The sequence below is a fragment of the Streptomyces sp. NPDC007095 genome, assembly GCF_040634475.1.
GTDB lineage: Bacteria > Actinomycetota > Actinomycetes > Streptomycetales > Streptomycetaceae > Streptomyces.
Genome location: NZ_JBEYFS010000013.1, coordinates 1 through 24,568, shown reverse-complemented (window position 1 = coordinate 24,568; position 24,568 = coordinate 1). Strand labels below are relative to the sequence as shown.

General features: G+C 69.7%; 23 protein-coding genes and 5 pseudogenes. 17 read left to right on the top strand and 11 right to left on the bottom strand.

The annotated features are described in order from the left end of the window. The 8 genes and pseudogenes from ABZ656_RS06950 to ABZ656_RS06915 all read left to right on the top strand — a co-directional run. Entirely contained in the window at window positions 1–774 is a 774-nt protein-coding gene (locus ABZ656_RS06950; RefSeq protein WP_360265319.1) for an SDR family oxidoreductase, read from the top strand. Window positions 775–845: 71 nt separating this feature from the next. Continuing rightward, window positions 846–1,469, top strand: a complete 624-nt coding sequence (locus ABZ656_RS06945) for a flavodoxin (RefSeq protein WP_101407050.1) — start codon at window positions 846–848, stop codon at window positions 1,467–1,469. A 375-nt stretch (window positions 1,470–1,844) separates the two neighbouring features. Then, entirely contained in the window at window positions 1,845–2,600 is a 756-nt protein-coding gene (locus ABZ656_RS06940; protein WP_101407051.1) for an SDR family oxidoreductase, read from the top strand. Between the two features lie 36 nt (window positions 2,601–2,636). Continuing rightward, window positions 2,637–3,056: pseudogene (locus ABZ656_RS06935) on the top strand (hypothetical protein); the annotation flags it as partial. Beyond that, a complete protein-coding gene (locus ABZ656_RS06930; protein WP_101408384.1) occupies window positions 2,951–3,871 on the top strand; it encodes a helix-turn-helix domain-containing protein in 921 nt (306 codons plus the stop codon). The pseudogene ABZ656_RS06935 and the gene ABZ656_RS06930, both read left to right, overlap by 106 nt. 226 nt (window positions 3,872–4,097) lie before the next feature. Then, entirely contained in the window at window positions 4,098–4,445 is a 348-nt protein-coding gene (locus tag ABZ656_RS06925; RefSeq protein WP_101407052.1) for a carboxymuconolactone decarboxylase family protein, read from the top strand. 14 nt (window positions 4,446–4,459) lie between these two features. Further along, window positions 4,460–4,873, top strand: a complete 414-nt coding sequence (locus ABZ656_RS06920) for a cupin domain-containing protein (protein WP_101407053.1) — start codon at window positions 4,460–4,462, stop codon at window positions 4,871–4,873. A gap of 71 nt (window positions 4,874–4,944) precedes the next feature. Beyond that, window positions 4,945–5,172 (top strand): annotated as a pseudogene (locus ABZ656_RS06915) (IS630 family transposase); the annotation flags it as partial. 51 nt (window positions 5,173–5,223) lie between these two features. Here the strand turns inward: ABZ656_RS06915 and ABZ656_RS06910 are convergent. After that, a complete protein-coding gene (locus ABZ656_RS06910) occupies window positions 5,224–5,937 on the bottom strand; it encodes an SDR family oxidoreductase (RefSeq protein ID WP_360265314.1) in 714 nt (237 codons plus the stop codon). 175 nt (window positions 5,938–6,112) lie between these two features. Here ABZ656_RS06910 and ABZ656_RS06905 point away from each other — a divergent pair, with 175 nt between their 5' ends. Continuing rightward, window positions 6,113–6,721, top strand: a complete 609-nt coding sequence (locus tag ABZ656_RS06905) for a TetR family transcriptional regulator (RefSeq protein ID WP_360265311.1) — start codon at window positions 6,113–6,115, stop codon at window positions 6,719–6,721. Window positions 6,722–7,218: 497 nt separating this feature from the next. On the opposite strand, the gene ABZ656_RS06900 is transcribed toward ABZ656_RS06905, so the two are convergent. Next, window positions 7,219–8,070, bottom strand: coding sequence for a helix-turn-helix domain-containing protein (locus ABZ656_RS06900; protein WP_101407056.1), 852 nt, complete (start codon window positions 8,068–8,070; stop codon window positions 7,219–7,221). 85 nt (window positions 8,071–8,155) lie between these two features. Between ABZ656_RS06900 and ABZ656_RS06895 the strand changes: the two genes are divergently transcribed. Together ABZ656_RS06895 and ABZ656_RS06890 are read left to right on the top strand one after the other, a co-directional pair. Continuing rightward, window positions 8,156–8,947, top strand: a complete 792-nt coding sequence (locus ABZ656_RS06895) for an SDR family oxidoreductase (RefSeq protein ID WP_360265307.1) — start codon at window positions 8,156–8,158, stop codon at window positions 8,945–8,947. A 48-nt stretch (window positions 8,948–8,995) separates the two neighbouring features. Beyond that, window positions 8,996–9,493 carry an SDR family NAD(P)-dependent oxidoreductase gene (locus ABZ656_RS06890; RefSeq protein ID WP_360265304.1) on the top strand — a complete coding sequence of 166 codons (498 nt, stop codon included), beginning with the start codon at window positions 8,996–8,998 and terminating at the stop codon, window positions 9,491–9,493. Between the two features lie 140 nt (window positions 9,494–9,633). Here the strand turns inward: ABZ656_RS06890 and ABZ656_RS06885 are convergent, their stop codons facing one another. From ABZ656_RS06885 to ABZ656_RS06870, 4 genes are all read right to left on the bottom strand, one after another. After that, window positions 9,634–10,998: a serine/threonine-protein kinase gene (locus ABZ656_RS06885; RefSeq protein ID WP_360265301.1), complete on the bottom strand. Its 1,365-nt coding sequence runs from the start codon at window positions 10,996–10,998 to the stop codon at window positions 9,634–9,636. Continuing rightward, entirely contained in the window at window positions 10,995–12,914 is a 1,920-nt protein-coding gene (locus ABZ656_RS06880; RefSeq protein ID WP_101407059.1) for a tetratricopeptide repeat protein, read from the bottom strand. The genes ABZ656_RS06885 and ABZ656_RS06880 overlap by 4 nt, the downstream gene beginning before the upstream one ends. Before the next feature lie 2 nt (window positions 12,915–12,916). Then, window positions 12,917–13,342, bottom strand: a complete 426-nt coding sequence (locus ABZ656_RS06875) for a hypothetical protein (RefSeq protein ID WP_129592377.1) — start codon at window positions 13,340–13,342, stop codon at window positions 12,917–12,919. Between the two features lie 230 nt (window positions 13,343–13,572). Next, complete coding sequence (locus tag ABZ656_RS06870) at window positions 13,573–13,839, bottom strand: hypothetical protein (RefSeq protein WP_101407061.1); 267 nt, start codon at window positions 13,837–13,839, stop codon at window positions 13,573–13,575. Window positions 13,840–14,234: 395 nt separating this feature from the next. Between ABZ656_RS06870 and ABZ656_RS06865 the strand changes: the two genes are divergently transcribed. Further along, window positions 14,235–15,107 (top strand): slipin family protein, encoded by an 873-nt coding sequence (locus ABZ656_RS06865; protein WP_360265297.1) that lies wholly within the window; start codon window positions 14,235–14,237, stop codon window positions 15,105–15,107. A gap of 120 nt (window positions 15,108–15,227) precedes the next feature. On the opposite strand, the gene mgtA is transcribed toward ABZ656_RS06865, so the two are convergent. From mgtA to ABZ656_RS06850, 3 genes and pseudogenes are all read right to left on the bottom strand, one after another. Continuing rightward, window positions 15,228–17,888, bottom strand: a complete 2,661-nt coding sequence (mgtA, locus tag ABZ656_RS06860) for a magnesium-translocating P-type ATPase (RefSeq protein WP_101407064.1) — start codon at window positions 17,886–17,888, stop codon at window positions 15,228–15,230. A 165-nt stretch (window positions 17,889–18,053) separates the two neighbouring features. Next, a pseudogene (locus ABZ656_RS06855) lies at window positions 18,054–18,164 on the bottom strand (universal stress protein); the annotation flags it as partial. 78 nt (window positions 18,165–18,242) lie between these two features. Then, window positions 18,243–19,145, bottom strand: coding sequence for a universal stress protein (locus ABZ656_RS06850; protein WP_360265294.1), 903 nt, complete (start codon window positions 19,143–19,145; stop codon window positions 18,243–18,245). Here ABZ656_RS06850 and ABZ656_RS06845 point away from each other — a divergent pair. After that, window positions 19,035–19,505 (top strand): annotated as a pseudogene (locus ABZ656_RS06845) (universal stress protein); the annotation flags it as partial. The gene ABZ656_RS06850 and the pseudogene ABZ656_RS06845 overlap by 111 nt on opposite strands. Window positions 19,506–19,944: 439 nt before the next feature. On the opposite strand, the gene ABZ656_RS06840 reads toward ABZ656_RS06845, so the two are convergent. Continuing rightward, complete coding sequence (locus ABZ656_RS06840; RefSeq protein WP_360265291.1) at window positions 19,945–20,142, bottom strand: hypothetical protein; 198 nt, start codon at window positions 20,140–20,142, stop codon at window positions 19,945–19,947. Between the two features lie 1,092 nt (window positions 20,143–21,234). On the opposite strand from ABZ656_RS06840, the gene ABZ656_RS06835 reads away from it, so the two are divergent. Continuing rightward, a complete protein-coding gene (locus ABZ656_RS06835) occupies window positions 21,235–22,827 on the top strand; it encodes an oleate hydratase (RefSeq protein ID WP_360265288.1) in 1,593 nt (530 codons plus the stop codon). A gap of 135 nt (window positions 22,828–22,962) precedes the next feature. Here the strand turns inward: ABZ656_RS06835 and ABZ656_RS06830 are convergent, their stop codons facing one another. Then, a complete protein-coding gene (locus ABZ656_RS06830; RefSeq protein ID WP_360265419.1) occupies window positions 22,963–23,232 on the bottom strand; it encodes a hypothetical protein in 270 nt (89 codons plus the stop codon). A 234-nt stretch (window positions 23,233–23,466) separates the two neighbouring features. Between ABZ656_RS06830 and ABZ656_RS06825 the strand changes: the two genes are divergently transcribed. The 3 genes and pseudogenes from ABZ656_RS06825 to ABZ656_RS06815 all read left to right on the top strand — a co-directional run. Then, window positions 23,467–23,988, top strand: a complete 522-nt coding sequence (locus ABZ656_RS06825) for a hypothetical protein (protein WP_360265285.1) — start codon at window positions 23,467–23,469, stop codon at window positions 23,986–23,988. Further along, a pseudogene (locus ABZ656_RS06820) lies at window positions 23,873–24,274 on the top strand (transposase); the annotation flags it as partial. The gene ABZ656_RS06825 and the pseudogene ABZ656_RS06820, both read left to right, overlap by 116 nt. Next, the coding region (locus ABZ656_RS06815; RefSeq protein ID WP_360265412.1) for an LLM class flavin-dependent oxidoreductase at window positions 24,251–24,568 on the top strand (318 nt) is incomplete at its 3' end. The pseudogene ABZ656_RS06820 and the gene ABZ656_RS06815, both read left to right, overlap by 24 nt.

The following is a 24,568-nucleotide window of genomic DNA, read 5'->3' as shown; positions in this document are numbered from 1 at the left end:
ATGTCCCCGAATCAGAACATCACCGACGTACTCATGGTCGGCGCGACCGGCAGCATCGGACGGCTCGCGGTAGCGGCCGCCGGGCGGCACGGCCTGCGCCCGCGCGCACTCGTACGCGACGTGCGCCGAGCCGAACGACTGCTGCCCGGCGTCGAACTGGTACAGGCAGACCTCGAGGACACCGCCACTCTGCGGCGCGCGGTCGGCGGAGCCGACGCCATCGTCCTCACGCACGGCTCCGGCGGCGCCCCGGAGACCCGCCGCCGTGTCGACTACGGCGGCGTACGCAACCTCCTGCGGGCACTCGACGGCGCCCGGCCGCGGGTGGCGCTGATGACCTCCATCTACGCCACCCGCAGCGACATCCCGGGCAACTCCCCCTGGAAGCGGCGCTCCGAACGCCTGCTGCGTGCCAGCGGACTGCCCTGCACGATCGTCCGGCCCGGCTGGTTCGACGACGCCGGCCCCACCCAGCGGCGCCTCGTACTGGAACAGGGCGGCACGGTCGACGGCGGGATCGCCCGCGACCAGATCGCCGAGACGCTCGTCCGCTCCTTGCTGACCAATACCGCACTGGGCAAGACGTTCGAGCTCATCGCCACCGAGGGCGGAGAGCAGTCCGATTGGACAGAGCTCTTCGGCGCCCTCAAGAGCGACGAAGCCGGCTCCCTGGACGGCGTGCTGGACCCGGCCGACCTCCCGCTCGAGGCCGAGCCGCAGGAGGTGCGCGCGGACCTCGACGCCGTCCGCTCCCCTCACGGGACCGACTCATGACAGTGAACAAACTCGAAATGCCGCGGCGGCGCGCACTCCTTCGCGGCGTGCTTCTGGGAGGAGCCACCCTCATGACCGGTGCGCAGATCACCGGCTGTTCCACCTCCACGCCAAGCGGGGAGGCCGCGCGGGAGTCCACTGAGCGACCCGCCTCGACGACCGGGCCCGGGAGGCGAATCCTGCTCGCGTACTTCTCCCGGCCGGGCGAGAACTACTCCTACGGCGGGCGTACCAACCTCAAGACCGGAAACACCGAAGTTCTCGCCCGCATGATCAGCGGGCGCATCGACTGCGACGTACACCGCATCGAAGCCGTCGACCCCTACCCCGACGACTACGAAAAGACGGTCGCACGGAACGTCCGCGAGCAGGAAGCCGACGCACGACCGGCCATCGCCGACATGCCCTCCTCCATCGAGCGGTACGACACCGTGCTGCTGGCCAGCCCCATCTGGAACGTCAGAGCGCCCATGATCATGTCGACCTTCACCGAGAAATTCGACTTCCGCGGCAAGACCGTCCTCCCGATCACCACGTATGCCATGAGCGGCCTCGGCACCACCGAACGCGACTACAGGGCGTCCTGCCCCGGTGCAACCATCGGAGAAGGACTCGCGGTGCGCGGTGAGGAAGTCCGGGACGCCGACGCCAACATTCAGGCGTGGCTGCGGCGCACCCGTCTTCCCCTCGCCTGACGAAGAGAGTGCGTCAAGTGGCAGCGCGGGCTGGAGCCGTACAGGAGCCGGAGCGCGACCGGGGCTCAGGCGCGTTGTCGTGACTGCGTAGCCGGGATCCTGTCCTGGCGGTGCCCCGTCTCGCGCCGGGCGCACCGCTGCCACTGCTGTGGCCGCACCCGGCCGCCGACCCGCTCAGTGCTCCCGCAGCACGCGTGTGTCGCGTGGCCGCCGCCGGACTGCGCGGCCGGCGCCTCCTGTCTGGCCCGCGACGAGGGCGAGCGTCCTGATGCCCCTTGTGTACGGCACCGAATCAGGGGCGGCGACGACCGAAGTCGACATACGCACCGCGACGTCGAACACCGTGGACGCGGGCATCACGAATCGGAACGAATCATGACCATTTCCAGTGTCCTCGTCGTCGGCGGGACCGGCAGCATCGGCCGAGCGGCCGTCGCCGTGGCCCATGAGGCAGGGCTCACCCCGCGAGCCCTCGTCCGTGACGTCGGCCGCGCCCAGCGGATGTTGCCCACCGGCACCGACCTCGTCGTCGGCGACCTCACCCGGGCCGAAACGCTGACTGACGCCGTCCGCGACGTCGACGCGATCATCTTCACGCACGGCTCCAACGCGGGCGACCACGAGGGAGTCGACTACGGGGCCGTGGCCAACACCTTCCACGCCCTCGGATCGCGCCGGCCGCGCATCGCCCTCATGTCCTCGATCTACGTGACCCGCCAGGGTCAGGGATACGGGCCCGTCATCGACTGGAAGCGGCGAGCCGAGTGGCTTGTCCGATCCTCCGGCTCCCCGTACACGATCGTCCGCCCTGGCTGGTTCGACCGCGTCGGCCCCGGCGACGGGCGCCTCACCCTCGAGCAGGGAGACACCGGCGACGGCGGAGTCGGCCGCGACCAGCTCGCCACCGTGCTCGTGCGTGCGCTGCTGACCGACACCGCGATCGGGAAGACGTTCGAACTGTTCGCTCACGGCGGTCCCGCGCCGTCGGACTGGTCCGCGCTGTTCGCACCGCTCGACGCCGATGCCGGCCTCGACGGCGTGCACGACCGCACCCGGGTACCCATGAGCGCCGAACCCGTCCGGATACAGCAAGACGTGGAAGCGGTGCGCGCCGCCGTCACCCACAACTGACCACAAGATCGACAGGACCCGGTTGTCGCCGAGCCGGCAGACTCGTACGGCAAGACCCCGGCCCAGGTCATCCTGCGCCGGCACATCGAGCACGGGCTGTGCGCGATCCCGAGGTCCGTCAGGGCCCACCGCATCGCCGAGAACTTCGACGTCTTCGACTTCAGGCTCGTCCCGGACGAGGTCGCCGCGATCGATGCCCTGGACACCGGAGCACGCGGCGGTCCCGGCCCCGGCACCATCCAGCTCGACTCCTTCTCCTGGCCGTCCCTGGCCGCCGTACCCACTGCCCGCAATGTCATTCGCCATCCCCGAAGCGATGTCGCAGGCCATGGGCGGGCACCATGGGTTCCATGGCACGTACGGTGGAAAGCGGGAGCGGGCAGTCGGCGGACAGCGGCCTCGGTCGCTATCTGCGGGCGCGCCGCGCCGAGATCACCCCGGACCAGGCGGGACTGACCGCGGTGGGAATACGCCGCACCCCGGGACTGCGCCGGGAGGAGCTGGCCGCGCTGGCCGGGATCAGCATCGACTACTACATCCGCCTGGAGCGCGGCAAGGAGATCCACCCCAGCCCCTCCGTCATCGACTCCCTCGCCCGGGCTCTTCGTCTCGACGCGCACGAGCTCAAGCACCTGCGCGATCTGGCCGTGCTCGCCGGAACAGGCTCCGCCGGGTCGGCGGATCTGCCGCCGACCCGGGAGGTCCGCCCCGGTGTACTGGCACTGACCGAACGGCTGCGCCCCAACCCGGTGTTCATCCTCGGCCGCACCCTGGACGTACTCGCCTGCAACCCGAGCGCGCTGCGGCTGTTCGCCGGCCTCGACGACCAGCCCCCGCAGGTCCGCAACATCGCCCGCTACGTCTTTCTCCACCCCCGGGCTCCCGAGGTCCTCGACGACTGGGACGAGCGTGCCCGGGCCTGCGTCGCGCGGCTGCGGATGCTCGCGGGCACCGACCCCGGTGCGCCCGATCTGACGGACCTGGTCGGTGAACTCGTACCGAAGAGCGAGCTGTTCGCGACGCTGTGGGAACGCTACGACATCAAGCCGCACGCCCCGGGCGTGCGTCTCTTCCACCACCCCGAGGTCGGCGACCTGCACCTGGCCCACGAGTCGATGCCGGTGGACCACAGCCCGAAGCACCGCTTCGTCATCTTCTTCGCCGAACCCGACAGCCCCGACCAGGACAAGGTGGCTCTACTCGACAAGGACCGCCCCCGGCGCCCGCAATCGGACGGCGAGAAGGCTGACGGTCCCGAGCTGACGGTGTGACGCGTCCGCACGCCCCGAGCCGGTCTTGGGGGGCAGTGACCAGCCAGGCAATGACAGGGCCCCTCTTCGAGCTGGCCGGAGCCCTGGCCGGAGGGCAAGACTGACTGCTGCGCCCCGGTGTCCGGGCGCGTCCGCGGCGCCGGTACCTGGTTGGCCTTCCCGGCCGGAGCGCCCCGGGCCGGCTTCCCCCACTCAACCGCTTCGCACCCCGAGGAGGAAAGCAGCCATGTCCGACCAGCCCAGCCGGGCTCAGCAGCTGCTCGGCGATCTCGCGCCGAAGATGGTCCAGCTCACCGACGACGTGCTGTTCGGCGACGTATGGAAACGCGAGGGCCTGTCCCCACGGGACCGCAGTCTGATCACCGTCGCGGTCCTCGCCGCCACATACCGGCCCGGCCAGCTCGACAGCCACCTGAAGCTCGCGCTGCAGAACGGGCTGAGCAAGACCGGACTCGTCGAGGCCCTCAGCCACGTGGCGTTCTATGCCGGATGGCCCAGCGGCATGGGCGCGCTCGTCCAGCTCAAGGGCATTGTGGAAGACGCCGACGAAGCCGCCGACGGCGCTGCGAAGTAGGGCGGGCGGACGGCATGGAACTCCTTGCGAAGAAACCCTCCGCCAAGGCTCCCGCAGAACGCTTCACCGGTGATGTCTGGGTGGACATGGTCGCCGAAGGACAGGAGCGGTCGCGGCTGCGGATGGGCGTGGTGCGGTTCGCGCCGTGCGCCCGCACCGCCTGGCACCGGCACGCGGTGGGTCAGACCCTGCACGTCACCGAGGGCATCGGCCTGGTGCAGACACGCGACGGCGGGACCATCGTGATGCGCCCCGGCGACACCGTCCACACCCCGCCCGGCGAATGGCACTGGCACGGCGCGGCCCCCGACCACCACATGACCCACATCGCTCTGTCGGAGGGCTCCGGCGCCCCGGACGTACCCGCCGTCGAGTGGGGCGAGCTCGTCACCGACGACGTGTACGAAGAGGCAGGCGCGTCGGCATGAGCGCCTCCGGTCCCCGCCGGGGCTTCGCCCCGCTGGCCCGCACCCACCAGCGCGGCTTCGCAGTCGGCATCCCGACCTACGCCTCCTGGGTGAACCCGACCGAGGCACACTTCGCGCCGCTTCGCCCCGGCCAACTCCAGCCACCCCAACCACACCGTGCAGACCCGCGGCCTTCACCGCTATTTGTGCCGGCGCAGGCCCACGCCCGCCACCCCGACGTCCTCGCCGCCCAGTGCGCACGTATCTGCAGTGAGAAGGGCATCCGCTGGGGCCAGCGGCTCACCAAGGCCACAGCCTGATCACCGGACCCGGTGAAAGTTCCCGATCAGAGCCGAGTGCTGAACTGCTCGTCAGGAGCGGGCGTGCACACCGATGCCCCCGGAGACGGTGAGGTTGTCGCCGGTGATGTAGCCGGCGGCCTCCGAGGCGAGGAAGGCCACGGCTTCGGCGATGTCGGCGGGAACGCCGACGCGGCCGAGCGGGACGTCTCGAGCCCAGGAGTCGATCATTTCCTGGGAGACACCCATCTTGCTGTAGGCAGGGGTGTCGATCAGACCAGGGCTGACGGCGTTGACGCGGATGCGGCGGGGGGCGAGTTCGAGCGCGAGGGACCGCATGAGGGGCACCAGAGCGCCCTTGGCGGCTGTCATGGCGGCTCCGAGCCCTTCGCCGGCACCCACGGTGAACACGACCGAGGCACCCTCGTTGAGGAGCGGGAGCGCCTTTTGCAGGGTGAAGAAATTGCCCTTGACGTTGGTGTCGAACAGGACATCGAAGGCGTCTTCGTCGGTTGACTCGATCGGGCCGGGACGGGAGATGCCCGCGTTGAGGAAGAGCAGGTCGAGGGAGCCGAATTGTCGGCGTGCCTGCTCCATCGCATGGTCAAGGTCCGGCAGGGACCGCGCGTCGGCCCGGACGACCACGACGTCTTCGGGAAGTCCGGCGCCTGCGACATTGCCGACGCCGGTGACCATGACGCGGTAGCCGCGGGAGTGGAGCAGTTCAGCGGTCGCCTTGCCGATGCCGCTGGTTCCACCGGTGATCAAAGCTGCAGGTGCAGACATGATGCGTTCCTTTGCGTGCTCTGGGGAGGCAGGGGGCGATCGGCGAGCGGTCCGGGCCGTGGAGCGGGGCGGGCTGTGCCGCGACGATCACCTTTTGGCAGCGTACGCCTGGATGGCAGTCACTGCCAAGTATGATGTGGGTGTCCGTCTGGCAGTGCTGGGCTAGCCTGGTGGCATGAAGCAGGAAGCCAAGACAGCGACGGGCGCGCCGACCACGCTGTGGGACCGGACACGACAACTGGCCTCCCAGGAGATCCTCGAGACGGCCCTGCGCCTGTTCACCGAGCAGGGCTACGACGAGACGACCATCGCCCAGATCGCCCGAGAGGCCGGCGTCTCCCAGCGCACCCTCTTCCGCTACTTCGGCACCAAGGAGGACCTCCTCGGCGGCAACCAGAACCGGTTCGGGCAAGTCCTGACGGACACGATCAGCGAACAGCCCGCCGAAACCGGTGTCTGGGAGGCCCTGCGCGCGGGGGTTGCCGCCGCACTGGCCCTGCATGACAGCCGCGAACAGGCCCTGGAGCGGTTCCGTCTCCTGCACAACACCCCGTCGCTGCGTGCCGGTTGGCTCGAGAAGCGGCTGCGTTTCCAGGAGGACCTGCTGCCGCTCGTCGAGGCGCGGATGGGCGTTGCCGTCGGCAGCGCGGATCCAAGGGCCCGCGCGGTGATCGCGACGGCGCTCGCGTGCCTGGATGCCGCATCGATGGCGTGGGTCGGCAACGACGGCACGGGCGACATCATGGACCTGTACGACGAGTGCCTGGCTGCAGTGCGCGGCTAGCCCGCAGCGACCAGCCAGCCCCGAAGATGTGGACCGGCAGCACCGAACTCGTCGGCCTGCCGGCCCGGCTCATATCACCGTTAACGCCGAGGCCAGTTGGCCCCACCCTCATGATCGTCTCCGGTCACAGCACTTGGCCTGACTCTGTCGGAGCGCTTGGAGTTTCCAGCTGCGCCGGCATGATCGGCGGGCACACTCGGGCTGTTCCGACGGCCGATGCGGTTGTCGATGTGCCCCTTGTCCGTCCGTCCCCATTCCGGTGAGCCCCGTCTCTGACCACGCAGATCGCGCGGGCGAACAATCTGATCGGTACGACACCGATCTGGGTGGGAGACCGGCTGGACGGGCTGTGGTGCGACGAGAGCTTCGTCCTCCACGGAATGCGCGCGGCAGGTACCGGAGTACCGGCAACAGATCACCACCTGGACGAGTAGGCGACGGCCAACCGGATCGGCACGTCATCCCTGCCGGCGTGCTCGCGGCGGCCGGCTGTGGCGCTACCGCGGGTAGTGACTGGCCTCTGCTCCCAGTACGTTCAGCAGAGCCAGAGCCTCGGCGCCGGGGGATCCCGGCGGCGCGCTGTAGAGCACGAGGTACTGGTCGCGGTCGGTGAGGGCGAGCGTGTCGCAGTCGACGGTGACCTCCCCGACGGCCGGGTGGCGGAAGGTCTTCGTGAGCATCGGCGCGGCCTGTACGTCGCGCCGTTCCCAGAGCCGGGCGAAGTCGGGGCTGGCGTCGCGGAGTTCGTCGACGAGGCCGGTCAACTCGGGATCGGTGGGGTAGCGGGCGAGGGTGGCGTGCAGCTGCATCACGGCGCTCAGCCGGAACTCGGCGGCGTCGGAGATCCCGTACAGCGGCGCATCGGCGCGCTGCGGCCCGAGGAAGGCCCGGCGCGCGAGATTGCGGTCCCTGGGGGCGAGCGGGGCGAAGTCCTCCATGAGCGCGGCCGCGAGGTCGTTCCACGCGAGCACCTCGAACGCGGCGGAGATCACGAAGCCGGCCGTCTGCGGCAGCCTCTGAAGAAGCGCGAGCACGCTGGGGCGGACGTCGCGCCTGTGCAGTCCGGTACGGTTCGGCGCGGTGCCCGCGAGGACGTGGAGGTGGTCGGACTCGGCGTCGGTGAGCCGCAGCGCTCCCACGATCGCGGCCAGGACGTCGCCCGAGGGGCGTGGCGCCCTGCCCTGCTCGAGGCGGATGTAGTACTCGGTGGAGATGTGCGCGAGGACCGCCACTTCCTCACGGCGAAGACCTGGTGTGCGACGGCGCGGTCCGTTGGGGAGGCCGACGTCCTGCGGGCGAAGCCGTTCGCGGCGGCTGCGGAGGAACGCCCCGAGTTCCTGTTTGTCCATACGGCAAGTGTGCGCGCGGCACGGCGGCGGATCCTGGTACAGCCTGTGCCTGTATCCGCTCTGGGGCCGGCCTGACGCTGATGTCATGACGAACAACACGCACACCACCGACAGCGCACCCATCGGCCTGCTCACCGGCAAGGTCATGTTCATCACCGGCGCCAGCCGCGGCATCGGGGCGGCCGCGGCCCGGCTCTTCGCCTCCGAGGGCGCGGCCGTCGTGCTCGCCGCCCGCAGCACCGACGCCCTCGACCGCATCGTGAAGGAGATCCGCGCCGGCGGCGGCGTCGCCGACACGGTCACCCTCGACCTCGCCGACCCCGCGAGCATCCGCGCAGCGGTCGACCGCGTCGAGGAACTGCACGGACGCCTCGACGGCGCCTTCAACAACGGCGCGGTGATCCAGCAGCCCGGCCCGCTCGACACCACCAGCGACGAGGACATCGACGCACAGTTCGGCGTCAACTTCCGCTCGCACTGGACCGCCATGACCGCCGAGGCCGCACTCATGCGCCGCACCGGCGGCGGGGCGATCGTCAACACCTCCAGCATCGGCAGCCGCCGCGCGAACCCCGTCCTGCCCGCGTACGCCGCCATGAAGCGCGCGCTCAACAGCATCACCGAGACCGCGGCCGTGACCTGGGGCCGTGAGGGCATCCGCGTGAACGGCATCACCCCCGGCGGCACCGCCACGGAGATGATCGACGCGTGGGAGGCGGCGACCCCGGGCATCGTCGAGGCCAACAACGCCGCGACTCCGCTCGGCCGCATGGCCGAGCCCCGCGAGGTCGCCGAGGTGGCCGCCTGGCTGCTCAGCGACCGCGCCTCGTACGTCACCGGCGCGATCGTCCCGGTCGATGGCGGCGCCGGCGCCTGAAAAGAAGGAGCGGCACGGGCTCCGGGCCGCTCTTTCACCCCCCTGCGCATGAACGGCAGCAGTATTCCGATCACCGTCGACGCGTCCGGTGTCGGCCTTGGACCCGCACGACAGCTGCGGGACACCGAAAAGGGGAACAAAGGGGAATCAGTCATGACGGATCTCACGGGCAAGGTGGCGGTCGTCACCGGCGCCGGCCGAGGTATCGGGCAGGCGGTCGCAATCCGCCTGGGCAGGCTCGGCGCAAACGTCGTGGTCAACTACTCGCGGGACGCATCCGGCACCGCCACAACGGTCGCGGCAATCGAAGCCGAAAGCTCCCGCGCCATCGGCGTCCGCGCGGACGTGTCGAAGCCGAACGAGATCGAGGCACTCCTCGACACGGCGCACAGCCGGTTCGGCGGCCTTGACGTCGTCGTGGCGAACGCCGGCCTCGACGAGTGCCTCGGCCCGGTGCTCGACGTCACCGACTCGAAAGCCGAGTTCCATGCTTGGAGAGCAGACGAATCTCGCTCTTCTGCCTCGCTGGCGCTGATTCCCAGGTAGGCCGCGATCTGGGTCCAGGAGCTGCCGCGTTCGACTTCGTGGATGACGGCCAACCTCAGATCCTGTTCGGCCTTCAACCAGTTGTCGGGCCTAACTGGCGCGACCGGCGAGTCCGGTGTCATCGCGGAATCCCGCGATGGTCAACGCGTACCACGTCGATCCGGCAGCCAGCGGAGCCAGGTACGGCGCGGGATCCGTGGCAGCGGTGGCAGGTCCGCGGGCAGAGGAACCGTGTGGGTCCGCAAGAACTCTCCGTTCGTCGGATCGGGCTCGGGACCGCCGGTGGCGCCGGTGTCGTAGGGGCCCGGGGGGTTCGGGGGACTGCCGTTCGGAGGTGCGGCGACACTGCCCCGGGGCACAGTAGGAGGCTCGGGGATCGGCTCGCGCACAGCGCCGTCCACGCCCCGGGTGACGGTGCGGTCCGCTTGCGGCGTCGCGTCCGGCTGCGACCGTGGTTGTTCGGACACCGTCCCGGTGCGAGAGTCGGGTTCGCCGTCCTCGTGATGTTCCGGGTGCGCCACAGGCAGGGCGGACGGGCGCGCGCCGTCCCATTCGAAGACCTTTCCCGCGTGTTCCCGCGTCTGGCGCCCGATGGCCTCGGGCAGCCATTTGCCATGGGCCAGTAGCCGGGACACCTCGTCCGTCTCCGCTGCGGGCAACATGTTGATCAGCTCGGTGACCGAGGGCCGCGACAGTGGATCCTTGTCGAGGCAGGGGCGGATCAGTGAGGTGATCTGGTCCGGCACACGACTGAGGTCGGGTTCGTCATGGATGACGCGGTACATCACCCCCATCGGGTTCGTCCCCTCGAACGGGCCGGTACCCGTGGCGGCGTACATCAGCGTGCACGCCAAGGCGAACACATCGCTGGGGGGTCCCGACTTGTGACCCTGGACCTCCTCCGGCGACATGTATCCAGGGGTTCCGATGACCACTCCCGTACGCGTGAGGGTGCTCGCGCCGCCGAGGACGGAGACACCGAAGTCGATCAGCCGGGGGCCGTCCTCCGCGAGCAGTACGTTCGACGGTTTCAGGTCGCGGTGCACGATTCCCACCGCATGGATCGACTCCAACGCACCGAGCAGCCCCAGCCACAGGGCCAGCAGCGTCGTCGGGGCCAGCGGCCCGAACTCGGAGACCGCCTGGCTCAGGGAAGGGCCCGGAACGTACTCGGTCGCCATCCACAGGCGCTCTTCGATACCTTGGGACGACTCCAGAACGGCGGCAGTGAAACGACCGCTGACCCGCGATGCCGCGTGCAGTTCACGCTCGAACCGTCTGCGGAACTCCCGGTCCTCCGCGAGCTGGTCGTGCAGCACCTTGACCGCGGCCAGTTGCCCCGTGCGGGAGCGGCCGAGATACACCTTGCCCATGCCGCCGGACCCCAGCCGGCCGAGCAATTGATAGGGCCCGATCCGCGCGGGATCCGAACGCTCCAGGGCGGAGCCGACTCCGGGGCCGATCCCCCCTTCGTCCCGTACGCCCTGCGTTTCCCGCCGGCTCACGGCGAGCCTCCGCGCGGCCCGGTGCCGTAGAAGATCTGCTCCTTGAGCCGCCGGTCCGCCTTCTTGCGCCAGAAGGCCAGCAGCACGCGGTTCTCGACGGTTTCGGGAGCATCCGGGCCCAGGACGCGGTTGAGATCCGGCAGGACGGTGTGGAACTGGCGGATGGCGTCACCCACCTCACCCTGTACCGCCGTCCAGTGGGCCAGCCGCGCCCTGCTGACCAGCGTGGCCCTGTCATCGGAGCCGAGAACCCAGGCGATGTCGCTCACCAACAGGCTGAAGATCCGCACCGCTTCCGCGGCGTGCCCCGTCTCTCCGGTCCAGTGGGCGAGCTGGCTGCGTGCGAGCAGGGTCTCGCGGTCGTCGGGGCCCAGCACCCGTTCGAGATCCGGTACCGCGGCGGCGAACAGCCGCCGCGCCCGGCGCCGCCGTCCCGCGGCGCCCGACCAGTGGGCCAGCCGCGAGCGGCTGAGAAGGGCGTGCCGATCATCGGGGCCCAGAGCCCAGGACACGTCCGGCACCAGGTCCTTGAGCAGCCGCACGGCACGCTTGCTCCCACCGGCCCGGCCCGTCCACTGCGCCAGGTTCATACGCCCGGTGAAGGTCTCGCGGTCCTCCGCGCCCAGGACGCGGGACATGTCGGGTACGAGTTCACCGGTCAGCCGCGCCGCCGCAGCCGGGTCACTGGCCTCCCCGGTCCAACGAGCCAGCCGGGCACGGCCTATGAGGGTCTCACGGTCGTCGGGGCCCAGGACGCTCACGAGGTCGGTAAGGACGGAGGTGGTGAGGCTCAGCGCCTCATGGTGTCTGCCCGACTCGCCCATCCAATGCGCAAGTTGGCTCTGGCCCACGAGCGTGGCGCGGTGGTGCGGACCGAGCACGCGCGTCATGTCACTGACGGCGGCGGTGGACAGCCTGAGCGCCTCGTCGGTGTCCCCCTCCCGCCCGGTCCAGTAGGCGAGGTTGATCCGCCCGACGAGAGTGGCCGGATCGTCCGGCCCCAGCGTCCGGGTGAGATCGGGCACCACTTCGTTCAGCAGACGCATGGCCTCGCCTGTCTGGCCTTCCTCACCACGGCGGCGGCCGAGGTCCCAGCGGGCCAGCAGCCCTTCCCGGGTACCGGGAGGCCCACCCACGTCGGCCTCGGCGACCGGTCCGCGTCTGGCACGCGGGCGGGGCCGACTCAGGATCAGGAACTCCGCGGTGTCCGTTCCGCATTGCTGGGGCTCCGGCAGGCCCTTGGCCGGCAGCACCCGCTTGAGGTGCCGGAACAATGCGCCCAGCGTCACCTCGGCCGAGGACGTGGTGGGGATGCCGTCCCGCAGGGTGAGCAACAGCTCGCCGGTGAACGCGGTGTGCCGTTCGCCGTCCTGGAACCGGGCGGGCTCATTGGCGGCTGCCGACGTCAGCGTATAGGTGCCCGTGATCTCCATCTGTTCGACGAGCGGCTCGTACGTTCCGGACAGACCACCTGTGATGGCACGTCCGGAGAAACAGCAGTCGAGGACGAGCACCCGGTTGCGCGCCGGAGTAGCCAGAAACGCCTCGCGGATTCCCTGGAACGGGAAGGCCGTGAACGACGGTGCCTCGCTGACGGACTTGGACAGCCCTAGATACAACTCGCGCCGCTCGTGGCCGATCAGGCCGTGCCCCGCGTAGTAGACGAGAAAGACGTCCTCGGCCTGACGGGCGGCCTCCAGCAGCGGCAGTCCGAGATCCCTCGGCGTGGCCGGATCGAGAACCGTGCGGGTGGATTCCGTGGAGAAGGCTCCTGGCCGGCCTTCGGTAAGCAGTCGCTGAAGGTCACGGACGTTGTTGCGTACGGCCGAGACGCAGGGCAGCAGGGCATCCTCGGTGTACTCCGCTGTGCCGACCAGAACAGCGCGTGAACGAGCCGGGTCGGGTGGGCGCATCATGCTCAGCCCTCCGCTTCGGACGCCTCACCGAGAGCGGGGGCGGCTCCACCGAAGACAGCCTCCCTGCCCGTATCCGTGTCCGAATGCAGCGCCGTGCGCAGCAGGTTCTCGACCGCGTCGAGATTCTTCGCGTGCTGGACCGTCAGTTCCGTACGTGTTCCGTCGGGGGCGACCACTTTGACCCGTACTGTGCTGCGGCGCGGCTGGCGCACGTAGACCGCAACCGCCCTGGCCAGTGCCGTCAGTGCACCTCCGGCGCCGACCGCCACGATGAGGGTGTCGCTCCAGGCGCCCAATTCGCCCGCACCGGGTGCGGACGGCGGAACGTGCACCCGTCCATGCAACAGTGCCTCGTCGCTGAGCCAATCTCTGAGGTCCGCAAGGGAGTCGGGCCCTTCGGAGCCGTCCATTGCCAGCAGGGATCGCATGGCAGACCGCCTCTCCACCGCACGCCTTGTCTCATCGGGCCCGCGGATCATCGGCGGCCCCCCGTGTTCTGCTCCTCACATCAGTGTGCCACTCCGGGAATCGTGGGGGAGCCGAAAGGATGCGCTACGTCACCCGGAACTCCTCCACCTCCTCCGTATCTGACCCTCTCTTCCTTCGGCTGCGCTGCGTGCTGGGCTTCACCCACTCTTGACCGGCGCCTGGTGGCTGCTCACCGCCGGCTGACTTCTGCGGCGTAGTCGCCGCGGAAGCCCTGGCTCTCGCGGGTCCGGTTGTCTCCGGTGGACTGGTGGAATCCGAGCAGCCGGCTGATGACGAAAGCGGGCAGCTCCGAGGCGATATCCATCAGCGACGCGTGGCGCGCGAGCTGAGGTGGGACGCCGATCGCGCAGCGCCGACGTGAAGCCCTCCACGCGTCCTTCACGATCCTGCCGACGCCCGAAGGCACCGCGGAGGAGGCCTTGGACCGAGTGGCCAACCGCCGTCTCCCCGCCCGAACCGTGTCGGTCGATGGAGACTACGGCAAGGTCAAAGCCCATGGCGTCCGGGACACCGTGGTCTGGCCGACCCTGCTCGCCGCTTTCGAAGCCCGGAACCAGATGCTCTGGTTCCTCTCCGGCGACCAGGACGGTGCGGAGCGACCTCGGCGGCAGGCTGGCGAGACAAGGGCCGGTCGTGTGCGGCGGCAGGCTGGCGAGACAAGGGCCGGTCGTGTGCGACACAGGGCCTGTCGGCCCTACTGCCCGCAGGGTGGGCGGAGCAGGCTCGCCATGTGACCGAGAAGCGGTCTCGCGCGTCCGGTGCTCCGCTGCAGCGACGCGTTTTCGACCTGGTGACCCCGTCACCGCGGTCCATCCTCTGCAGGAGTGAAACATGGCCACCTTGATCATCGTCGTGCTGGTGCTGTTCGTCCTGGTCCTGATCGGGCTGGCGATGGCCATCCGTATCGTCCGGCAGTACGAGCAGGGTGTCCTGTTCCGGTTCGGCCGGCTGGTCGGTCCGCGCGAACCCGGGCTGCGGTTCATCGTCCCCTTCGTCGACGTCCTGCACCGCGTGTCGCTGCGCATCGTCACCATGCCGATCCAGTCCCAGGGCATCATCACCCGCGACAATGTCAGCGTCGATGTCTCCGCCGTGGCCTACTTCCGCGTGGTCGACGCGATCAAGTCGGTCATCGCGATCGAGAACGTGAACTCGGCGATCAACCAGATCGCCCAGACCACCCTGCGGAAGGTCGTCGGCCAGCACACCCTGGACGAGACCTTGTCCGAGACCGACCGCATCAACTTGGATATCCGTCAGATCCTCGACGTCACCACCGCCGAGTGGGGCGTGCAGGTCACCCTGGTCGAGCTCAAGGACATCCAGCTGCCCGAGTCCATGAAGCGCGCGATGGCCAGGCAGGCCGAGGCCGAGCGGGAAAAGCGCGCCAAGATCATCAATGCCGAGGGCGAGTCCCTGGCCGCTGCCGCTCTGGGCGAGGCCTCCGACACGATGATGGCCCACCCGATCGCCCTGCAACTGCGCAACCTGCAGAGCCTGGTCGAGATCGGCGTGGACAAGAACACCACCGTCGTCTTCCCCGCACCGCTGATGAGCACCATCGGTGAACTCGGCGCCTTCCTCGCCCGCGAAACGACCGCGGCAGCCACCACAGCGCCGCCGTCCCCCACACCCGTACCGGCTCCCGGCCTGACCGAGTCCGCTCGCGTGCCGGCACCGTACGGGGCGACCGAGAGCCTGTGAGCACCCCTGGCAGCGCGAAACCTGCGGTGGCCCACGGCGCACATACGCCGGCCGGGTCACCGCACCGTGATCCGCGTCCCTGCCCCGCCCCGCCGCTCGCGGCGAGGCTGACGGTTCGCATCAGGGCTGGCCGTCGACCGGTGCAGGGCGGGGATTTGCGGTGCTGAAGCGGCCCGCACGGCGCCGCAGGTGACGGCGCCTGTGGTAGTGCCTGGGAACCGGAGGTGCCATGACTGCAGCCCCGTAGAAGAGCCGTTTACCGATCTCGATGAGGGCCAGGTAAGCAAGGATCATGCCGACCAGCGTGGCGAAGAACCCTCCCGGAAGCGGCTGGAAGCCCAGAGTGTGGGCGAGTGGGGTGGCCGGCAGCACGGCGCCGATCGTGACGACGCCGAGCGCGGCGAGAGTCAGCGGCAGGCTGGGGTGGCTGCGGAAGAACGGGATGCGCCGGGTGCGGATGGCGAAGATCACCAGGGTCTGGGTGGCCAGCGATTCGACGAACCAGCCGGAGCGGAACTGGGCCGGCCCGGAGTGGAAGACCCAGAGCATGACGCCGAAGGTGGCGAAGTCGAACACCGAGCTGAGCGGTCCGAAGGAGATCATGAATCGGCGGATGAAGGCGATGTCCCAGTGCGAGGGCTTCCGCAGCTGGTCCTCGTCCACGTTGTCCGTCGGGATGGCCAGTTGACTGCTGTCGTAGAGAAGGTTGTTCATCAGGATCTGCGAGGGGAGCATCGGCAGGAAGGACAGGAACAGCGAGGCGCCCGCGGCGGAGGCCATGTTGCCGAAGTTGCTCGAGGTGCCCATCAACACGTACTTGATGGTGTTGGCGAAGATCCTGCGGCCCTCGCCCACACCGTCCGCGAGGACATTGAGGTCCTTCTCCAACAGGATGACGTCGGCCGCGTCCTTGGCGACATCGGTGGCCGAGTCGACGGAGATGCCCACGTCGGCCGCGTGCAGAGCCAGTGCGTCGTTGACTCCGTCGCCCAGGAACGCCACGCCGCCGCGGCTGCGCCGTTGCGCGTGCACGATACGGGCCTTGGCCTCGGGACTCACTCGCGCGAAGACGGTGGTCCTGGTGATCGCCTCGGCCAGTTGTGCGTCGTCCAGTGCGTCGACCTCGCTACCGGTCATCGCGCCCGTATCGGTGAGCCCCAGGTCCTGGCAGACCTTGGTGGCGACTGCGGCGTTGTCGCCAGTGACGACCTTCACCGCGATGCCTAGGCCGGAGAGTCTGCGCAGCGCTGTGGCGGCGTCCGGCTTGGGCGGGTCGAGGAACACCAGCAGCCCGGCCAGGCGCAGCCCCCTCTCGTCCTCGGGCCCGACGCCCTGCGTCGCGGCGGCGACCGGCCGGGTGGCGACAGCGACCACCCGGTTGCCTGCGGCGAACTCCGCCGCCAGGGCGTCACGGACTCCGGATGGGACGTCGACACAGCGGTCCAGGACCGCTTCCGGGGCGCCCTTGGTGGCCAGGCTCGTATGGCCGTTGCTGTCCCGCACGAGGATCGAGACCATGCGCCGTTCGTGATCGAAGGGCAGCACCGCGACCTGTGTGTACCCGTCCAGCGCGGCCCGCACGCCGGCGGTGGCCGGAGACCGCCACAGGGCCTGGTCCAGCGGGTTCCCGCCGACGTCCTGCGCATCCCTCGCTGCGTTCTCGGTACTGAGCAGTCCCCACCGCACCACAGCGTCGAGGCCGTGGCCGTCGGCCGGAACGGCGCGCATGTACTCGATGTGGCCCATGGTGAGCGTGCCGGTCTTGTCGGTGAACAGGACATCGACGTCGCCCAGGTCCTCGATGCACACCAGCCGCTTGACGAGCACCTTGCGCCGGCTCATCCGGCGCGCCCCGGCGGCAAGGCTGGTGGAGACGACAGCGGGCAGTAGCTGCGGGGTGATACCGACCGCGATAGCCAGTGAGAACAGCAGCGCGTCGATGATCGGCTTGTGCAGGGCGACGTTGATCACGAAGATCGAGGTCGTCAACGCACCCGCGACGTAGACCAGGAGCAGAGAGAAGCGCCGCAGGCCGACCTGGAACTCGGTGTCGAGCGGGTGGGTGTCGAGCCCGGCGGCGATCTTGCCGAACTCGGCGTGCGCCCCGGTGGCCACCACCACCCCGCGGGCAGCGCCGGCCCGGACGACCGTACCCATCAGAGCGCACCCGGACAATTCGGCCAACGGGGTCCCGGCCGCGACAGCGGCGAGGTTCTTGTCCACCGGCAGCGACTCGCCCGTCAGTACCGATTCGTCGCACGCCAAACCGTTGGCCTCCACCAGCCGCAGGTCCGCCGGCACGATGTCGCCCAGGCGCAGTTCCACCAGATCACCGGGAACGAGCGCCGTGACGTCCACCAGCGTGGCCCGGCCGTCGCGCAGCGCCACGGTCTGGTGGTGGATCTGGGAGTGCAGTGCCTCGGCCGCCTTCTCGGCCCGGTACTCATTGACGAAGCCCAGTCCCACGGACGCACTCACGATCAGTCCGATGATCACCGCGTCACTTCGCTCCCCGACCAGGAAGGACGCGACAGCGGCCGCCACCAGCAGCCCGAGCAGCGGCGAGCGGAGCTGATGCCACAGCACAGGGAACACGCGGGCACGGTGCGTGGCGACCGCGTTGGGGCCGAACTGTGCCTGGCGGCGCAGGACTTCCTCGCCGCTCAGGCCCTCCGCGGCGACGACGCCGAGTTCGCGCAGGACGTCGTCCCCCTGCAGGGCCGCCGCCGACACCACCCCGGGCGAGGACACAGGCGGCTGCGCCGGAGCAGAGACGCTCATCCGGCCCCGCCTACGGAGGCGGGGGTGTCTCATCGGTCGGTCTCACGATCTCGGCACTGCTGCTCAGTCATGCACATCGCCGCCTTGAGGTTGTCACGCCCGGTGAGGACGCGGGGTCCAACGACCGGCGCGCTCCGTGGGGTCCAGCATCGCACGCTCATCGCAGCTGACGCCCGGGAGCGGCAGCCCTCGGCGCAGGGCTTCCCTGGCCGCCCAGTCGGCTGCCGCGAGGCTCTCGCCCGAACCGTCCAGACCGGCCACGACTGGCCTCGTCATGACCTTCACCTCCTTCGTCCATCCCTGCTGTCGCCGGTCCTTCGACGAGCGACGCGGCAACAGCACGGTCCTGGGCTCCTACGCATGGGGCACGACGGCCACGGGGCATCGGACGTGATGGATCACGGCGTGAGTGACGGGTCCGGTGCGGGGGCCGAGCGACCGTTCGGCGAGACGATGCCCTACCACCAGAAGGCTCACTCCGGTCGAGGCCCGTAGGAGCGCGGTCGAGGCCTTGTCCTCCACTACCGTCTCCAGAACCTCCACGTCGGGGTACTTGTCGCGCCACACCTGGAGCACGGCTTTGAGGAAGCCCAGCCACTCCTCGCCCTGCCAGACGTCGTTCACCAGACCGATGTCGCCGGATCCGAGGCCGGTCGGGTGGGGCGCGTGCCAGGCATGCACAGCCCGCAGCCGCGCATGCCGGAGCCGGGCCGCCTCGAAGGCGAACTCGATGACCTCGTCGCAGGGGTCGTCCAGGTCGATGGCGAGCACCACGTCCCGGTATCCGGTGTCCGTCGAGGCTCTTCCCTCACCCGTCGGTACGTGTTCGTCCTCCGCCTCCTCGTCCGCCCGTACGAGGACGACGGGACGCGTGGCCTCCGCGACCACGCCGAGCGCGACGGAACCCACGAGGAATCCGGTGACACCGCTCAGTCCGCGCGAGCCCAGGACCGTCACGTCGGCCTGGTCCACCGCCTTCAGCAGGGCCGCGACGGCCGGGCCCTCCACCTGCTCGTCGGAGAGACGGACGTCCGGACACTCGGTGCGGACGCGTTCCTCCACCTGGCGCAGTGAACGCCGGGCCAGATGCCGTTGCGCGGCGTTCGCGATCTCACCGTCCCGCCGACGGGGGTGCCAGTCCCAGACGTGTACCAGGCGCAGCGGTCGTCCTCGCCGCACGGCCTCGCGCGCCGCCCATGCGGCGGCGGCCAGGCTCTCCGCGGATCCGTCGACTCCGGCGACAACGGGCAGAAGCATGTCGGCACCTCCAGCGCTAGGTCTGTCATCCGGTACCAGCGTCACGCCGCGGCCCGCACTGGGGCAGGGGCTGTCAGGTCCCCTCGGAGGGCCGTCCGGCCCTGCCGCACCGCCGTCGTCAGCCCGGAAGCAGCAGCCGGCACGCCCCTCCCCGGCTGCCCGCGGACAGCGCGGTCCGGCAGTCTGATCCTCGGCGTTCCGCTCGACATCGGCGTCATCACCGCCGACAAACGGGTCGTGGTGCGCGTCGACGGATCCGTGGCACCCCCGGCCGCTCTCCGCTGGGCCGTGGAGCAGGCCGGAGCCCCGCAGAGCCGGAGGGTTGCCGTCCACGCGTGGGAGCGGCCCGGGCTCGCCCCTACGCTCCTGTGCAGACTGACCCGACGATGTCCCAGCAGGCAGGAGGCCAAGCAAGTACTCGCCGAGTCCCTTCGCGAGGTCTACAGCCCCGTACGTCGACAACACCGTACGTACCTTCGTGGCCGAGGGAAGCCCGCCGGGGTCCGCTCACGGAGCGCTCCTGCCGGCCACCGGGGGCACGGCTCCTGGAGAGGGCGGATCGCCCGTGATCGGCGCCGTCTGCCTGGAGTGCCTATGGCACTCGGCTGTTCCCTGTGGTCGCGGTGCCGGCGACGGACCAGCCGATGCGGCCGGTCGGGAAACCCGGAACGCTGGTGCTCCTCAAGAGCGGAGCTGCGTGACGTTCACGAAAACGCGTGGCGACGCCGCAGGCGTCGTACTCAGCAGCGTGGGCCGGGGACCAGGTCCCCAGCCCACGAAACGTTGCTCGCCGAACGCGTCAGCAGTGCACCGACGTACGGTGGTCGTTCCGCTCCGGCCGGTACGGCGCCTGTGGCGGCGTCCTGTGTGCCCGAAGGCGCAAAACCCGGACGGCGAGATCGTCGAAGACCCCGGCGAGGACACACGTCAGACCCGCCGCCAGCACGAGCAGCACCGCGAACCGCTCCCAAAACTCCGGTGTGAGACTGGTACCCACTGCCCTCGCCCTCCCTGGCCGACGTCCTTCTCCGTGCTCCCAGCCAACTCCGCCGCAGGTCGGGGCGCATGGGCCAAGAAGGCCTGCCAGAGGTCCACAACGGCCCTTGCACACGGGGGCTCACCGGCCTTGGGCCGGCCCGCCCGAGGGGAAGAGCGAGAGGTCCCGAGGTTGGTGGACGATCGCCTCGTGATCCGGCCACCCGTCACAGACGAGGCCACAGACACGGTGCCGAAGAAGCCGGCCGAGCGCGGACATCCGTGCCAAAGGCGGCGATCATGAAGGCATACGTCGCGCCCTTCGGGGTCGCACCCTCAGCGGACTAGCACGTCCTCATCGCGCACGATGCGGGCCGCCTGCGCGCTGCAGCGCTGGGCCGCCGTTCCGATGAACCGACCAGGCCTGACGTGTTCAAGCGACCGTGCGGGCGGGCCTCGTGGCTCGTCGCCGCCCACATCAGCCGGGCGACGACTGCCTCGTAAGCGCTCCTCCGCGAGAACGGCGGTGGCAGGGGCCGAGGGGGCAGCGCCAAGCGCCGTCCGACCCCGGCCGCATTGACCCGGTGGAGCGAAGTGCCCCTGGTGATGGGGCACTTCGGCCCTACTTCACCCACTGCCGCCGAACGGCGCCGAAACGCGGTCCGCCCGCCGGCTACACAGAAGACCGCCGCCCTGACGCGATGCGGCTCCTTTCCCCTTCCTCCGCCCTTTCCGGGAGGTTCCATGCTGTCCGCAGAATCCGCCGCACTCGTACGGGCCACCCTGCCCACCGTGGCTGGGGCGCCAAGGCCGCCCAGACCTGGGACAACGGCCACCGGACGACTGCCCCGCCGTGGCGCGGCGGAAGCCGACAGTCGCGTCCCGCCACGGAGCCCGGCAGCACGGCAGAGGACTCCCGCACTGCATGAATCCGCGTGAGAACAGGCCCGGTCGGTGACGGTCCACCGACCGGGCCGCCGCCCTGTCCTCCGCCTGCAGGCGGAAACCGCCGAAACTCACTTCGAGGGCCGTCCGGACACATGAGGTGACCAACGGCCCACTGCGGAACTCCGGGCCTAGGGAGACCGTGGGACGAGTGGTTCCCGATCGACCGGTGAGAACGAGGAGTTGTGTGATGGCCAAGGCATATCTGGTGGGCAGCGGAATCGCGGCACTCGCCGCTGCCACGTTCCTGATCCGCGACGGCGGATTCAAGGGATCCGACATCCACCTCTTCGAGGAACAGCGGACCATCGGCGGCAGCCTGGACGCGGCCGGCACGCCGGACGCCGGCTACACCATGCGCGGAGGGCGGATGTTCGAGGCCGAGTTCCGCTGCACCTACGACCTGCTGTCCGGCATCCCCACTCTCGACGACCCCTCCGTCTCCGTGACCGAGGAGATCTTGGCCGGACACGAGGAGTCCGCCTGGGACGACATCGCCCGTCTCGTCAACGACGATGGCGAGATCGTGGACACGACCTCGATGGGATTCTCCGAGCGCGACCGGCTGGAGCTGGTGCGCTGCCTGGCCACCCCCGAGGGGCACCTGGACGGCAGGCGGATCACCGACTGCTTCGGCGAGCACTTCTTCACCACCAACTTCTGGTTCATGTGGTGCACCACGTTCGCCTTCCAGCCCTGGCACAGCGCGATCGAGTTCCGCCGCTACCTGAGGCGCTTCATCCACCTCTTCCCCCAGTTCGCCACCATGTCGGGCATCCACCGGACCCGCTATCACCAGTACGACTCCATCGTGCGGCCGCTGACAACCTGGCTCCGCGAACGCGGTGTCACCGTCCACACCGGCTGCCGTGTCATCGACCTCGGGTTCGCCCCGGGAGTCGAAAGCGGCACTGTCGAGATTCTCTACCTGAGCCGGGACGGCCACGACGAGAAGATCGCCGTCGCTCCCGAGGACCTCGTCTTCGTCACCAACGGCTCCATGACCGATGCCTCCAGCGTCGGCTCGCACACCTCCGCACCCCCGTCGGCTCCGCATCGCTCGGACGCCTGGCTGCTGTGGCACCGGCTGGCCCGCGGACGCGACGACTTCGGCGACCCGGCCGTCTTCGACAAGGACGCCAAGGCGTCCCGCTGGGAGTCGTTCACGGTCACCGCGAAGGACCCCGCCTTCCTGAAGGCTCTCGAGGAGTTCAGCGGCCGTCCGGCCGGCAAGGGCGGCCTGATGACCTTCACCAACTCCAACTGGCTGCTTACCATCGTCGCCAACCGCCAGCCCGTCTACCGCGACCAGCCCGAGGACGTCTCCGTCTGGTGGGGCTACGGCCTGTTCCCCGACCGTGCGGGCAACCACACGCCCAAGCCGATGACCATGTGCTCCGGCCGGGAGATCCTCGAAGAGGTCCTGCACCACCTCCCGTTCGACGAGCAGACAGCGGCCCGGGTCCTGGAGACGTCCAGCGTCGTGCCCTGTGTGATGCCGTACATCACCAGCCAGTTCCTGGCCCGTCGCCGCGCCGACCGGCCCCAGGTGGTACCCGAGGGATCGGTGAACCTCGCCTTCATCGGGCAGTTCGCCGAAGTGCCCGACGATGTCGTCTTCACCGTCGAGTACTCCGTGCGAACCGCCTGGACGGCGGTGGCTCAGCTCCTGAACCTGGACAAGCGCCCTCCGGCGGTCTACAAGGGCCACCACGACCCCCACGTACTGGCCGCCACTCTGGAGACCATGCACCGTCGGTAACTCGGAGCGTGATCACCGACGCGCTCCCGTCCGGGGGCAGGAAAGACAGGAAGGTCTCTGTCATCACAGCAGGAAGGCACTTTCTGCGTGCACACGACCGGGTCGCGTCCCAAGCTCGTCGTCTTCGGCCGACGGTCACGGGGTGGTCAGCCACGCGGGATCCCGTCTGCTGGCCGATCTCGCCGACACCACTGGTCTGACCAGTGCCTGCACGGACGCGCTGTGTCGACTGCGACCACGTGGCACCGGCACGGCCCCGGCCGGATCGCGGTCGATCTCGCGGTCGATCTCGCGGTCGATCTCGCGGTCGATCTCGCGGTCATGCTCGCCGACGGCGGCGAGGCGACAGCGGACCTGGCCTTGCTGCGCGACCAGGCAGAGGTGTTCGGCCCCCCTCGCCTCCACGCCGACCGCCTGGCGCCGGCTGGCCGACGCCGTTCCAAAGGCGCGTCCGGGTTCGTCGTCCTGCCCCGCCGTTGGGCCGCCGCATCACCCGCGGCCACCAGAGCCTTGTCCGCCTGCCCGTCACCCCGGACCGCGCAAACCGCCGGGATCAGCCGAAGCCGTCCCTGCCCGCCCCGTTGTCAGTGCCGACTGGCAAGATCAGAGAGCAAGTCGGCCGAGGTGAGGGCGGGATCAATGAAGGTGCTTGTCAGTGGCGAGGTGCATGTGGACTACGGCCAGATCTTTGTAGAGAGCGGCGGGGACGAATGCGACCTGCACGATGCCTTCGCCGGGCAAGAGGGCATCGGGCTCTGCGGCGGGACGGACGGGACGCTGCTCCTACTGACCGGTCTGCGCATCGGTGGCGTCGGCTTCACCGCCGAGCTTCATGACAGCCGACCTGTGCTGGACGAGACGTGGGAGGAGATCGTCGAGGTCCCGTTCCGGCCGGTGTCGGAGGAGACGAAGCTGCGGCAGTGGAACTGGAAGAAGTGGTGGGAGTTGGGACTGGAGGTGCGCGACTACCGCGTGCGGTACTCCGCCACCGGTATGGACGCCGGCAGGAGTAAGAACGTCCGGGAGGACGACGAGTCTCAGACGGATGACCGGTATCTGCTGCAGTTCTGGCCTGCCCCGCCCGAACCGGCCCGGCTGCTCAAGCAGACGAGCAGCACGGCCGCGTCCTGGCACGACTTCGCCACTTCGCCCGTGGGCTGACCGCTTGAACGGACCGGGTCCTGAACGCCCGGTGAGGACCCGGAGTCTCGGGGACGGTTCGGCCTGCCTGTCGGCGTTCACCGCGTTCCCGCGCGAGATCTGGCGGCAGATCTGGTCCAACAACCCTCATGAACGCCTGAACAAGGGGATCCGCCGCCGCACCGACATGGTCGGCGTCTTCCCCGACCGCACCGCTCTGATCCGCCTGGTGGGCGCCGTGCTGGCCGAACAGAACGACGAGTGGACCGAGGCCCGCCGCTACATGGGACTCGACCTGCCGGCCAAAGGCCGCCCGAGGCGTCCGGCGCCTGACCGCGGCCCAACCCGCCAACCACCCGACCGTGCCCAGGAGATGCTCTTGGAAATCGGCATCCTTTCCCTGTCCGACCTTCAGACCGGCCCCGCCACGGGAACCCTGCACGACGCCGGGCGCCACACCCGCGAGATCGTGTCCTACGCCGTCGCCGCCGACCAGGCAGGCCTGGACGTCTTCGGCCTCGGCGAACACCACAGCCCGGACTTCGCCGTCGCCAACCCAGCCGTCCCGCTGGCCGCGATCGCCCAGGCCACCGACCTTGGC

Coding starts and splice junctions, on each gene's coding strand:
- ABZ656_RS06900 (WP_101407056.1), bottom strand. CDS start 8,070: ATGGACAAACAGGAACTCGGGGCGTTCCTCCGCAGCCGCCGCGAACGG.
- ABZ656_RS06865 (WP_360265297.1), top strand. CDS start 14,235: ATGGCCACCTTGATCATCGTCGTGCTGGTGCTGTTCGTCCTGGTCCTG.
- ABZ656_RS06950 (WP_360265319.1), top strand. CDS start 1: ATGTCCCCGAATCAGAACATCACCGACGTACTCATGGTCGGCGCGACC.
- mgtA (WP_101407064.1), bottom strand. CDS start 17,888: ATGAGCGTCTCTGCTCCGGCGCAGCCGCCTGTGTCCTCGCCCGGGGTG.
- ABZ656_RS06890 (WP_360265304.1), top strand. CDS start 8,996: ATGAACGGCAGCAGTATTCCGATCACCGTCGACGCGTCCGGTGTCGGC.
- ABZ656_RS06945 (WP_101407050.1), top strand. CDS start 846: ATGACCGGTGCGCAGATCACCGGCTGTTCCACCTCCACGCCAAGCGGG.
- ABZ656_RS06850 (WP_360265294.1), bottom strand. CDS start 19,145: ATGCTTCTGCCCGTTGTCGCCGGAGTCGACGGATCCGCGGAGAGCCTG.
- ABZ656_RS06905 (WP_360265311.1), top strand. CDS start 6,113: ATGAAGCAGGAAGCCAAGACAGCGACGGGCGCGCCGACCACGCTGTGG.
- ABZ656_RS06910 (WP_360265314.1), bottom strand. CDS start 5,937: ATGTCTGCACCTGCAGCTTTGATCACCGGTGGAACCAGCGGCATCGGC.
- ABZ656_RS06875 (WP_129592377.1), bottom strand. CDS start 13,342: ATGCGATCCCTGCTGGCAATGGACGGCTCCGAAGGGCCCGACTCCCTT.
- ABZ656_RS06940 (WP_101407051.1), top strand. CDS start 1,845: ATGACCATTTCCAGTGTCCTCGTCGTCGGCGGGACCGGCAGCATCGGC.
- ABZ656_RS06925 (WP_101407052.1), top strand. CDS start 4,098: ATGTCCGACCAGCCCAGCCGGGCTCAGCAGCTGCTCGGCGATCTCGCG.
- ABZ656_RS06920 (WP_101407053.1), top strand. CDS start 4,460: ATGGAACTCCTTGCGAAGAAACCCTCCGCCAAGGCTCCCGCAGAACGC.
- ABZ656_RS06930 (WP_101408384.1), top strand. CDS start 2,951: ATGGCACGTACGGTGGAAAGCGGGAGCGGGCAGTCGGCGGACAGCGGC.
- ABZ656_RS06825 (WP_360265285.1), top strand. CDS start 23,467: ATGAAGGTGCTTGTCAGTGGCGAGGTGCATGTGGACTACGGCCAGATC.
- ABZ656_RS06880 (WP_101407059.1), bottom strand. CDS start 12,914: ATGATGCGCCCACCCGACCCGGCTCGTTCACGCGCTGTTCTGGTCGGC.
- ABZ656_RS06895 (WP_360265307.1), top strand. CDS start 8,156: ATGACGAACAACACGCACACCACCGACAGCGCACCCATCGGCCTGCTC.